10 protein-coding genes are annotated in these 12,210 nt (G+C 37.9%); 5 read left to right on the top strand and 5 right to left on the bottom strand.

Features of this window, described 5'->3' with window-relative positions:
* The first annotated feature begins 56 nt into the window (after nucleotides 1–56).
* Nucleotides 57–1,205 carry an aminotransferase class I/II-fold pyridoxal phosphate-dependent enzyme gene (locus tag V3Z67_RS05405; RefSeq protein ID WP_330442343.1) on the top strand — a complete coding sequence of 383 codons (1,149 nt, stop codon included), beginning with the start codon at nucleotides 57–59 and terminating at the stop codon, nucleotides 1,203–1,205.
* On the opposite strand, the gene V3Z67_RS05400 is transcribed toward V3Z67_RS05405, so the two are convergent.
* On the bottom strand, nucleotides 1,177–2,307 hold the full coding sequence (locus tag V3Z67_RS05400; RefSeq protein ID WP_330442342.1) for an AI-2E family transporter: 1,131 nt from the start codon (nucleotides 2,305–2,307) through the stop codon (nucleotides 1,177–1,179). The genes V3Z67_RS05405 and V3Z67_RS05400 overlap by 29 nt on opposite strands.
* 163 nt (nucleotides 2,308–2,470) lie before the next feature.
* Here V3Z67_RS05400 and V3Z67_RS05395 point away from each other — a divergent pair, with 163 nt between their 5' ends.
* The 4 genes from V3Z67_RS05395 (at nucleotide 2,471) to V3Z67_RS05380 (ending at nucleotide 6,043) form a co-directional block, all read left to right on the top strand.
* Nucleotides 2,471–2,884: a putative signal transducing protein gene (locus tag V3Z67_RS05395; RefSeq protein ID WP_330442341.1), complete on the top strand. Its 414-nt coding sequence runs from the start codon at nucleotides 2,471–2,473 to the stop codon at nucleotides 2,882–2,884.
* Nucleotides 2,881–3,498 carry a dethiobiotin synthase gene (gene bioD, locus V3Z67_RS05390; RefSeq protein ID WP_330442340.1) on the top strand — a complete coding sequence of 206 codons (618 nt, stop codon included), beginning with the start codon at nucleotides 2,881–2,883 and terminating at the stop codon, nucleotides 3,496–3,498. The genes V3Z67_RS05395 and bioD overlap by 4 nt, the downstream gene beginning before the upstream one ends.
* 1 nt (nucleotide 3,499) lies before the next feature.
* Nucleotides 3,500–4,792, top strand: a complete 1,293-nt coding sequence (gene bioA, locus V3Z67_RS05385) for an adenosylmethionine--8-amino-7-oxononanoate transaminase (protein WP_330442339.1) — start codon at nucleotides 3,500–3,502, stop codon at nucleotides 4,790–4,792.
* A 90-nt stretch (nucleotides 4,793–4,882) separates the two neighbouring features.
* Complete coding sequence (locus tag V3Z67_RS05380) at nucleotides 4,883–6,043, top strand: beta-ketoacyl synthase N-terminal-like domain-containing protein (RefSeq protein ID WP_330442338.1); 1,161 nt, start codon at nucleotides 4,883–4,885, stop codon at nucleotides 6,041–6,043.
* 803 nt (nucleotides 6,044–6,846) lie between these two features.
* Here V3Z67_RS05380 and V3Z67_RS05375 read toward each other — a convergent pair.
* The 4 genes from V3Z67_RS05375 to V3Z67_RS05360 form a co-directional block, all read right to left on the bottom strand.
* Nucleotides 6,847–8,688, bottom strand: coding sequence for a tetratricopeptide repeat protein (locus V3Z67_RS05375; RefSeq protein WP_330442337.1), 1,842 nt, complete (start codon nucleotides 8,686–8,688; stop codon nucleotides 6,847–6,849).
* Between the two features lie 89 nt (nucleotides 8,689–8,777).
* Nucleotides 8,778–9,251: a regulatory protein RecX gene (locus V3Z67_RS05370; protein WP_330442336.1), complete on the bottom strand. Its 474-nt coding sequence runs from the start codon at nucleotides 9,249–9,251 to the stop codon at nucleotides 8,778–8,780.
* A 69-nt stretch (nucleotides 9,252–9,320) separates the two neighbouring features.
* The gene (locus tag V3Z67_RS05365; RefSeq protein WP_330442335.1) at nucleotides 9,321–10,193 is read right to left on the bottom strand and encodes a cupin-like domain-containing protein; all 873 of its coding nucleotides are present in this window, start codon (nucleotides 10,191–10,193) and stop codon (nucleotides 9,321–9,323) included.
* A gap of 154 nt (nucleotides 10,194–10,347) precedes the next feature.
* A complete protein-coding gene (locus V3Z67_RS05360) occupies nucleotides 10,348–12,210 on the bottom strand; it encodes an OmpA family protein (protein WP_330442334.1) in 1,863 nt (620 codons plus the stop codon).

The raw sequence follows: 12,210 nt of genomic DNA, 5'->3' as shown, positions 1-12,210 counted from the left end.
AAAAAACAATATTTTTTTGAAATACAGGGCTGCATAATCTTCCGTATTTTTGAGTTATGGAAAAACTACCGAAATCCTTACAACTCAAGCTACAGCAACGAAAAGAGACTAATGCACTGCGTACTTTAACCGAAGCTGGAGGGCTGGTAGATTTTTCTTCAAACGATTATCTGGGTTTCTCACAATCTGATGAAATTTTCCAAAAAGCACATCAATACCTGCTTTCTGCTAATGTGGTTAGCAACGGTGCTACCGGTTCCAGATTAATAAGCGGTAACCATGCTTTATATAGGGATAGCGAGGCTTTTATAGCCAAATTTCACAACAGTCTTTCGGCATTGGTGTTCAATTCGGGTTATGATGCTAATGTGGGGTTCTTTTCTTCCGTTCCGCAAAAGGATGACGTGGTATTGTATGACGAATACATCCATGCTTCAATTAGAGACGGACTAAGGCTTAGCAATGCCAAATCATTTAAGTTCCGTCATAACGATCCCTGTCATATTGAAAACCTGATAGGCAGACACAAACGAGGAGAGGCCGAGGTGTATATAGTAACCGAATCGGTTTTCTCAATGGATGGCGACTGCCCTGATATTGAAAAGTTTTTGGCTGTAGCCGAAAAATACAATTGCAGACTTGTAATTGATGAGGCTCATGCGTTGGGTATTTTTGGCAACCGGGGCGAAGGTCTTATACAGCAAATGGGGTATGAAGACAGGGTTTTTGCCCGTATAATGACCTTTGGTAAAGGGCTTGGCTGTCATGGTGCAGCGGTATTGGGGCCAGATGGTTTAAGGGAGTATCTTTTAAACTTTGCGCGTAGTTTTATTTACACTACGGCTTTACCGCCACATTCGCTTGCCGTAATTTATATGGCTTACCAGTATCTTGAAAAAAACAGGGAAGCTCAAAATCAGTTAAAACAAAATATAGCTTTTTTTGCCAAGGAGATAAACAGGCTTGATTTAGCTAAACTCTTTATACCAAGTGATTCGGCTATACATTGTGCTATAGTTTCGGGTAACGATAAGGTTAAAAACATGGCGTTGTCATTACAACAGGCGGGGTATAATGTAAAGCCTATACTTTCGCCTACTGTGCCACAGGGGCAGGAACGATTAAGGTTTTGTTTGCATAGTTACACTACACATAAGGAAATAACGCAGGTGCTTACTAAGCTCCGGGAGCTTCTTCATCTGTAACGGTTTCCTGTTTTTTACGTTTTTTTCTCGTTCGTTTTTTAAACCAGTTATTGTCTTCTTCTCCAAACAGATAGGCATAAGGCATTGTGTCTTCGTGCATTTCAAAAAGCTTTTTGAGTATGGCAATGCTCGGAATTATGATAATCATTCCCACAACGCCCCAAATGGCTCCGCCAATAAGCAGTCCCAAAAAGGTAATAAGGGCATTAAGATTAACATTGCTTCCGGTGATTTTTGGTGTAAGAAAAGCGCCTTCAAGCATTTGAATGAATGTGAATGATACCAATATAGCGGCAGGGTAAAAAAAGCTGTCTTTGGTTATCAGGGAGAATAATAATGGTAGTGTTACCCCTATCCACGGACCCAAATAAGGGATGATGTTAAGTATCCCTGCCAGCACCCCGAAAAAGATAGCGTGTTCAATTCCCAGGGCAAATAATACGGCGGTATTAGCAATGGCAAGTATAACCATTACTTTACCTGCACCCGATATGTAAGCATACACAATTTTTCTTATTGAGGTTAGTTTTTCCAGGAGTTCGTCACTGTCTGATTTCCTGAAAACCTTAGCCACAAAAACTGCAAGATGATCTCTGTATATCAATAAAAAGAAAATATAAACAGGTAGTAGTATTATATCGCCTAGCATGCTAATGGTAGACCATAGTATTTGGGTAGGCGGAGCCTCATCAGTCTGTACCATCTCAACAGCCTTTTTAATCTCAAAACCGTTTCGCATACCCAGGTCTACCCCCATATGTTTATCAAACCAGGCATTGGCTTCTATAACAAAAGCGTTTACCCTGTCATAAAGATCTCCTCCTAAATCGTTAGCGAAGCCCTTAACCTGAGTGTAGATAAACAATAGCAGTCCCGATATTACAAAAATAAATATAAGCAGGCATATAGCAGCACTTACAGATCGTGGTACTTTTCGGCGTTCCAGCCAGTTGCAGGACGAAGTAAGTAACATGGCAATATAGCCGGATATAACCAGCGGGACTAATATCGGCTTAGCTATTACCATAAAGAATATGATAATTATAATAAGCAGAGATATGTAAACAGACTTTATGTAAGCCGGTACCTTAGCAGTGTTCATATAAGTAAAAACATGTTAAATTAGCAGGGAGATTGTCAAAATTAACTAATATAACAGCTGTGTATTGGTAATGTTTTATTAAAATTACTGTTGTATTTTAGTTAAAATCCTTAAAAAAACAAGCTGCCTCGGTGGTGGAAAGCTTATTTAATAAATTTGCGATATGGAAAACACCTTTGTAAAAGTTGCATCGTTTCAGTATTCATCTGAAGCGATAATTATAAAAGGAAGACTGGAAGCCGAAGGTATTGAGGTTTTTATGAAAGACAATAATACCATTGATACCGATCCGTTGGTAAGTAACGCCATAGGTGGGGTAAAGCTGTTAGTACGTTATGAAGATAAAGACAGGGCGACAGAGGTTTTACAGGATGTTAGCCGCTATTCGCTTGATGAACAGGGTAAACCTTTAACCTGCTCCAAGTGTAGCAGTCATGAAATTGAACTGGGTACTACCATTAAAGATATAAAATCGCTTTTTGCATTCCTTTTTACTTTTATAGCGGTGGCACTTCCGTTTTACACGAAATACAAATACCGCTGTAACAACTGCGGAAATGAATTTAATATAGAATGAAACTATTTGTAACCGGTATTGGTACTGATGTGGGTAAAACCATAGCATCGGCCATAATAACCGAATCCCTTGAAGCCGACTATTGGAAGCCTGTACAGGCCGGCGATTTAGACAATTCAGACAGTCATAAAATTGAACGCTATTTAACCAATAATAAAACGGCTATTCATCCTAACAGCTATACACTTAATACACCTGTGAGTCCGCACCTTGCAGCACAGATAGACGGTATTACTATCGATTTGAAAAAGATTAAAGAGCCTGCTACCAAAAACCATTTGGTTATTGAAGGTGCCGGAGGATTACTTGTCCCCCTAAACGATACCGATTCTATAGTCGATTTGATTCAGCCTGATTATAAGGTAATCATAGTATCACGTCATTACCTGGGGAGTATCAATCACACCCTGTTAACCCTTGAGGTATTAAAAAGCAGAGGGATAGAAGTAGCCGGGATTATTTTTAACGGAACCGAAGTTCCTTCAACCGAAGAAGTAGTACTAAAACGCACAGGTATAAAAATGATTGGTCGTATTGAGGAAGAACCTTATTTTGATAAAAACGTTGTGCTGCAATATGCCGACGATTTTAGGGAAAATCTGAAAAACTTATAACATGAGTATTCGAAATACAAAGGGGCTTACAGAGCGCGACAGCAAACACCTGTGGCACCCTTATACACAACATAAAACCGCTGCAAAACCTATAGGGATTGTAAAAGGTGAAGGAGCCCTTTTATGGGACGAGAACGGAAAAGAATATATAGATGCCATTGCTTCGTGGTGGGTTAATCCTTACGGGCATAGCAATAAGCATGTGGCTGATGCTATTTATAAACAACTAACATCATTGGAACATGTGCTGTTTGGTGGGTTTACACACGAACCTGCAGTTGTACTTTCGGAAAAGCTGGTAGAGATACTACCGAGTAGCCAGAAGAAGATGTTTTTTTCAGATAACGGATCGACAGCTGTAGAAGTGGCCATTAAAGTAGCGCTTCAATATTATTTTAATAAAGGTGAAAAACGTACCAAGATACTGGCTTTTGAAGAGGCTTTTCACGGTGATACCTTTGCAGCTATGGCAGCGAGTGGTATTTCTTTTTTTACCGAAGCTTTCAAAGGCTCGCTGGTAGAGGTAGTTCGTGTTCCTGTACCTGTAAAAGGAGAAGAGGAAAAGAGTTTGGCGACCATAAAGGAACTGGCGGCTACCGGAGAATATGCGGCGTTTATATTTGAGCCGTTGGTACAGGGGGCAGCAGGTATGGTAATGTATGAACCACAGGCTCTTGATAACCTGATTAAAGTGTGTAAAGAACACGGAGTATTCACTATTGCCGACGAGGTGATGACAGGCTTTGGTAAAACAGGAAAAATATTTGCCTGTGATTATCTTACCGTTGAGCCCGATATGATGTGCCTTTCCAAGGCGCTTACAGCCGGTACTATACCTATGGCGATAACCACTTTTACCGAGGAGCTTTTTGAAGGTTTTTATGATGATGATATAAACAAAGCCTTATTTCACGGACATACCTTTACGGCTAATCCAACAGGATGTGCAGCAGCACTAGCCGGACTGGAATTATTGCTTAAAGATGAGATGAAAGCCAACCTTGCCCGTATTAATGCCAGTCATCTTGATTTTATAGCTGAGATTGAAAATCACCCAAAGGTTATCAATGCACGTGTACTAGGTGTTATAATGGCTTTTGAGATTAAGCGTGATGGTAATGAGAGCTACTATGGAGATTTTAGAAACAAACTTTATAATTTCTTTATTGAAAACGGAGTGATACTAAGGCCTGTAGGAAATATCATCTATATACTTCCGCCATATATTATAAGTAATGAACTACTGGATAAGGTTTATGGTGTTGTGAAACAGGCAATAGATGAAATAGTTTAAAAACTAAAGTAGAGCTAAAACATATAAACCGGGGTTAATCCTCGGTTTTTTTTATTGTTTGCCTTACTTTTGCAGGCAAATTCTATTATTTTGGCAACACCTGTTTCCATAACTTCCATAGCTTCCCTTTCACCGTTAGGCGATACTGCCCAACAGGTATGGGAAAATTATCTGCAAACAAGCACAAAAATCCAATATACCGAAATAGGCGGAAAGAGTGTTCCGGCAGCAAAACTTACCGATGAGCTTACTGAAAGGATAGCGCAACTGGCTGAGTCAGATCTTAAATACAGAAATCTGGACAAATCTGTACTGTTTGCTATACTGGCATCGAGAACAGCTGCAAAAGAGTCAGGATGGAAAGAAGGAGACGTTTTCGGGATTAATATAGGCTCTTCCAGAGGTGCAACCGAATTGTTTGAGAATCACTACAGGGAATTTCTTGAAACCGGTAAGGCAGGGGTTCAGGCTTCGCCATCTACCACTTTAGGGAATATTTCATCTTGGGTAGCACACGACCTTAAAAGCACCGGACCCGATATTTCGCATTCCATAACCTGCTCAACAGCTCTGCACGCGCTTCTTAATGGCGTGGCATGGATAAGAGGTGGTATGTCTGATAAGTTTATGGTAGGAGGAAGCGAAGCACCGCTTACGCCTTTTACTATTGCCCAAATGCAGGCCATGAAAATATACTCTACCCAAAAAGGAGAGTATCCCTGCCATGCGCTTGACATGGAAAAAGAGATGAATACCATGGTGCTTGGTGAAGGTGCGGCAATAGCATGCCTGGAAGCAGGAAAAAAAGAAAATGCTCTTGCTTATGTTGAAGGTATAGGTTACTCTACAGAGATTTTAAAACATAGTGTTTCCATATCTGCCGATGCCGATTGTTTACAAAAGTCCATGCTTATGGCTATTGAGGGTATTGATAAAAGTGAAATTGATGCCGTTGTAATGCATGCTCCGGGAACTATAAAGGGTGATTTTTCGGAGCTTAATGCCATAAAAAAACTCTTTGGCGATAAGTTACCGTTAATTACTACTAACAAGTGGAAAATAGGGCATACGTTTGGTGCTTCGGGGCTATTAAGCCTGGAGCTTGCTGTGATGATGCTTAACAAACAGCAGTTTGTAAATGTTCCGTTTGCTAAAGATGTTCCTTTTGTTCAGGATAAAAAACTTAAAAAGATATTGGTAAATGCTGTTGGTTTCGGTGGTAATGCAGTTAGTATACTGGTATCTAAATAAAAAAAGAAACCCCTTACTGAGTAGGGGGTTCCTTGCATCCAACTAAAAAATTACTAAACATTACGGGACTAAGAACCCATAATATGCTTTAAAAACTAACCATTTACTTTTTAGTTAGTGGTAGTTGTTTTATATAACCTCTTGTAATTAAAATTCAATTCGTTAAGCACAAATAATAAATAATTATTTAGCTTTAAATCGGGGCAAATATACTGATATATAATTATTTATGGTTAAGGGAGTGAATTTTTGTTTATATTTTAATTAACAAGTATTTTATTTATAATCTAAATACTAATATAAGCGAAACGTTGTATAATAAGCAGAAAATAGTGTAAAATACAAGATAAATAGTAGCTTGTTATTTTAATTTTTTATGAAGTTTTCTTTATTTTTTATCATAATTTATAGTGAGTTAGGGGATTACTTGTGTTGAAGGAGGTGTCTTACAAAAAAAAACACCAATGATTACAGGGGGCGTTGCAATCACCGGTGTTGGATTTTTTAACATAAAATACGGGGCGTGTATTTCATATCATGAGTCTAAAATAGCACCAGTTATTTAGTAATATAAAGCAGGAAATTTCAAGAACTATTATTTTACCAAACAACCACTCGTCGGATTTATGAATCACTTTGTCGAGTTGTATGCTACAAATTTAAGATATAGACCTTGGTTTTTAACGAAATTTTGATAGACAAACTATAGACAAGGCTATTTTTTTTAACGGTTAAAATATTGTTTTTCAATGTATTGTGATTGTCTATGTTTTGGATAGTGATAAATGTAAGAAAAAAGAAGTCTAAATTTCCATAAGTATCTTTTCAAAGTCTACATCTTCCTGAATATTCATTTTTTTCTTAATCCTATATTTTTTGGTAATTACGCTTTCATGCGAAATTTGTAACAGGGATGCGATTTCCTTATTAGTTAAATTCAGCTTTAAAAGGGAGCAGAACTCTAAATCATTCTTTGTAAGGTTGTCAAATTTCTCTGCCAACGAATGGTTAAAGTTAGGGTGTACCTTATTGAAACGCGTTTCAAACTGTTTCCAGTAATCTTTTTGTTTGGTTAGTAGCTGGAGCTCCTTTCTTACATCATTAATATTTATAATCTCCTTGCGTAGGCATTTGTTTATAATGTCGTTTATACTGTCCTGAAGGTTTGCCATCCTTAGTGCACTCGATGTAAGCTCTCTTTGCTTTTCTGTAATGCGTTCTTTTTGGGCTTCATAAATTTCCTTATCATACTGGCTTTGCTGTTCCAGTAAGTTCTTTTCGGCAGCAATGGTCTTGAGAGCTTCTTTTTGTAGTCGGTTTTTAAGTTTAGCCGATCTCAATATAGTAAGCACTAATATGATGATTACAAGACTTCCTATAATACTAAGCCAGGTTATAATTTTGTTTTTGCTTATTTTTTCCTCAAGCGCCTTGTTGCTGTTTGTGAGAGCTATATTTTTTTCACGCTGTATTTCGTTTTGGAGCTTAGCTTCTATTTCGTTTAGGGCATTTTCCTTATCCATTTTAGCGATAGAATCCTTCAGGATAATGGTTTCCGTATAGTTGTCGGTCGCCTTTTTGTAGTTACCGGTAAATTTATAAGTATCTGCCATTGCCTGTGAAAAATACATCCTGTCTTCAAGATTAATATTCTTATAGGCTTCACTTTCAATGACCTGATCAATAACTGCCAGTGATTTTTTATATTTTTTATTTCGGTTAAGATGATTTATATATTCAAGACCTACTCTTATAATATATGGTGAATTTGAGGCGCTAAGATTTTCCATAGCATATTCATATGAGCCAAGAGCCTCTGCTTCATTTCCTTCGCGAGCTTCTATATGCCCTATTTTAGAATAAGCTACGCCAAGTACCGCTATGTCCTGGTATTCCTTTAGCCATTTAATGCTTAAGTTCAGGTTTTCTTTGGCTTCATCCAGTTTATTAAGCTGTATAAGGCTTTCGGCTTTATTGAGATAAGTGTATGATAGGTTCTTATTATCACCTCTTTTCTTAAATCCGGCAATACTTTCATCATATAGATCTATAGCAAACTCATAATTGCCCTGTAGCATATAAATATTAGCCAGCTTTTGCTTTATAGGGTAAACTTCAGAGTCATCTTTCATCTCCTTTAGAACATCTATGGCTTTAAGAAGGCTGTTAATGGCTTTTTGGTTTTCAAACTTTTGCATATAGTTTGAGGCTAGTTCGCCATATACTATAGCAAGTGTTTTTTCGGTTTGTTTACCTGACTTGAGTATTTCATTTAATTGTTTTATTGATTTGTCAAGCTGGCCTAAGTTTCTGTAACATATAGCAATATTACAAAATGACCTTACCTGTTTGTCAGGGTAGTTTTTGTTGTATTCTGCCGCTTTTTTAAAGTATATTATACCCGAATCAAATTTGTTGAGCATAAGATCTCGTATACCGTATAGATGATATAAGTCGCCAAAAATGGTATCAGGAGCTTTAATCCTTTCGGCTTCCTGCATGCCTTTTTTAAGGTATACAATGGCACTGTCGGGTTTGGTAAGCATGAGTTGCCTACCTTTGGTATTCAGTTCTTTGAAGTTAAATTCTTGTCCGTAACAAAAGGCCGCAACAAGCAGAGTGGCCAAAAGAATTCTTGTTCTCATAGCGCTAGGGGAATTTTTACGTTAACATATATTTGTGGGGACTGCTAAGGTACTAAATTTTATTTAACATTTTGTTAAGATAATTTAAGTTATGATTGGGCAGCTAATTCACTGAGTTTATCATAAATCAAATTACTTTCAAAACCCTTACGCATCAGGAAGTCAAAAAGCTTCTTTTTTTTCTTTTGGATGTTGGTTTCCCTTATGTTATCCCATTGTTTTTCGGCAAGGGAGTGAAAAGCTTCAAGGTATTCTCCGTCTGGGATTTCTTTTAGGGCTGTTTCAAGATTAAAACGTGAAATATCCCTAAGTTTAAGCTCGTTTTTTATACGGATGCGCCCCCAGTTTTTAATTCTGAATTTACCTCGGGCAAAGCTTTTGGCAAAGCGTTCTTCATTAAGGAAATTATGTTCTATAAGATGGGTGATAATAACATCACATGCCTGCGAAATCATATTCATGCCTTTTAATTTTTGTAAAACCTCTGCATGACAACGATCCTGGTAGGCACAGTATTGCTCCAGTTTTCGTTTGGCTTCTTCAACAGTATAGGTTTTGTGCATAAATAAAGAATGAGGCTAGTGTTTAAAGGTAAATAATAATCCCATTCTTGCCGAACGGGATTACTATTTTTATGCAGGTATATTAAGCTTTTTGTGTGTTCGCTTAACAGCTTGTTCGTTTTTATAATCAATCCAGGCCTGCCCTTTGTATCGTCGCATAAAGTTGTCATAATGCCTCATTACAAATATATTGTAAACAGCTTTAGACAGGTTGCTTATTTTTCTAGGCAGTGCCCTTAGGCTCATGGAGAATCCCGGGGTTACGTATTTCATATAATGCCAGTAACCTTCGGGCATATATAGCATTTCACCGTGTTCAAGGTTTGCTACAAGTCCTTCAGCATGTTGTAGTGCCGGCCATTTTTCAAGATCAGGGTCGTCAAAATCAATATCTTCTCTTGAAATTAATGAATGCGGTACTTTGTACAGGTAAGGAGTTTGGTTTGGAGCAAAAAGTATACATCTTTTTTTACCGTGAAAATGGAAGTGCAGTATATTAGAATAATCAATATCGTAATGGATAAATACTTTTGAATTTTCTCCTCCAAAAAACAACATTGGGAGTTGTTTTATAAGCCGTAAGCCTAAATCAGGCCATTTAAAGTCTTTTTGAAGTGAAGGGACTTCCTTCATCAGGTTATATAGAAATATGCGATAGTTTGTTGGTTTTGACTGAAGCAGGTCTATGTATTCAGACATTTTCATTTCGGCATGTGCTTCATTAAATCCGTCTTCATGTGAAACCGGACGGTCGTCATACAGAGGTACAGTCTTGTCTCCGGCTAAATCCTTAATATAATTCAGTTTCCATTTTTCGTAAGCAGGCCAATCCTGAGTTAATTGTTCAATTACTACAGGTTTTTGCTTTTTCACGTAGTTATTGTAAAAATCTTCTTTTGAGATGGTTTTTACACGTTCTATTTCAGTTAGGTGTAAAGGCATAAATAATGCTGAAGTTAAATGCAGAGCAAAATTACTAAAGCGTTACCAAAATGTAAAGTATAGCCGTGCAAATAATTTATAAAAAAAAGGTTAAATATTGAAAAAGCAGCCACATAGGGCTGCTTTTTTTAACCTTCTGTTAAATTAGAACGGCTTATCTTTTTATTATAACAAACTCATTACGTCTGTTCTTAGCATGCTCTTCTTCAGTACAGTTGTCGCCACAGTTTACTTTAGGCATAGTCTCTCCATAACCTTTTCCGGTTATCCTTTCTCTTGATATGCCCTGTGATACAACATACTGCATTACAGATTTCGCTCTTTGTTCAGATAGCTTCATGTTGTAGTCATCACTACCTCGGCTATCAGTATGTGCTTGTGCCTCGATAACCATTTCAGGGTATGACTTCATTACATCTACAAGTTTGTTTAGCTCAAAGGCTGCCTGAGGGGTAATGTTGCTTTTATCATATTCAAAATAAATACTGTTTAGTACTACCCTGTCGCCTACAATAAGATCGTCTAGCGGTTCAAGATCGGCCATTACCGCAACTTCACCACCGTGTTTCTTCTCTGCCGGGAAGTTATCTGTCTTGTAACCTTCTATTGATGCCTGTACTGTGTAATCAGTGTCACAGTCTACACTGTAGGTAACCTTACCGTTTGCATCTGCTGTTCTGGTCTCGATTACGTTATTTCTGTCGTCAAGTATAGCTACTTTTCCTGCCGGAATAATTTTTCCGGTTTTTTTGTCCCTAACGGTAACTATAACCTCCACACCACAAATAGGAGTAGCCATGTAAAGGTTATCTGTTCCTAAACGGTTACTGGCAAAGAAACCAACGTTTTGTGAAGCGTTAAAGGTGAATGAGAAGTCGTCTTTAGGAGTATTGATAGGGTCTCCCAGATTAATAGCCTCCTTGTCACCGTTTAAGTCTATCATATATACGTCATAACCACCAAATCCTTTACGTCCTTCTGAAGAGAAGAAAAGTTTATTGTCTGATGTTATGTAAGGGAAGCTTTCCCTACCTTCTGTATTTACTTTTGGTCCAAGATTCTCTGGTTTTCCGTATGAGTTAGGGCCTTTAATGTCTACTTTCCAGATGTCAGTTTCACCCATTGAACCTGTTCTGTTTGAAGAGAAATAAAGGGTTTTGCCATCGGCACTAACCGATGGGTTAGCAGATGACCAACGCTTGTCGTTAAGCGGTAAAGCCTCTACGTTACCCCATTTTCCGTTTACTTTAGTAGCTTTAAAGATGTAAAGTAGTCCGGTTTGCTGACCGTTGTCTTTCTCAAATTTTCCCTCTTTAAAACTTTCACTGGCAAAGTACATCGTGTTACCATCGGCTGTAATAGTTGCAGGACCATCGTGCCATTTACTGTTTATCTCAGTAATCGGTTCTGGGCTGCTAAATTTACCGTCTCCCTGATAGGTAGCGACATATAAATCAAGATATGGCTCTTCGTTACGGCCATATTTTCTGCGAACGGTGTTACGCGTACTGGTAAAGTAAAAAGACTTATCGTCGTTTAATACAGCACCAAAATCGGTATATTTTTTATCACTGATGTCTAAGTATTGCTCGTCAAAAAGCTTAGTTTGACTTTTTAGTTTAGGAAGATAATCAGGATCTTTCATAAATATGATTGCTCTTTGATCCTTAGGTGCCATTTTGGCAAAAGTGAGCATTTGTGCATTAGCTTCCTCATACCTGCCTTCGGCCTTCAGCATCTGGGCATAGTGGTAATAAATCTCAGAGTCCTGCTTAGATTTAACAGCCTTTTCATACCATTTAATGGCTTCTTTACTGTTAAACATGTTATAGTAACTCTCAGCAAGCTGCCTGTATACATATGGGTCTTTTTTGTTGGTAAGCTTCATGTATTCGTCGGCAGCATCAATGTATTCAAAACGGCTGAATAGTTTATCTGCTTTTTCCGTGTCTTTATTTTGTGCCATGGCAAACTGTGCTGCCAGCATAAAACTTAAACTGATATATAGGTTCTTCAT

The organism is Flavobacterium sp. C4GT6, from assembly GCF_036347315.1.
Taxonomy (GTDB): domain Bacteria; phylum Bacteroidota; class Bacteroidia; order Flavobacteriales; family Flavobacteriaceae; genus Flavobacterium.
This window is presented reverse-complemented; position numbering and strand designations above follow the sequence as displayed.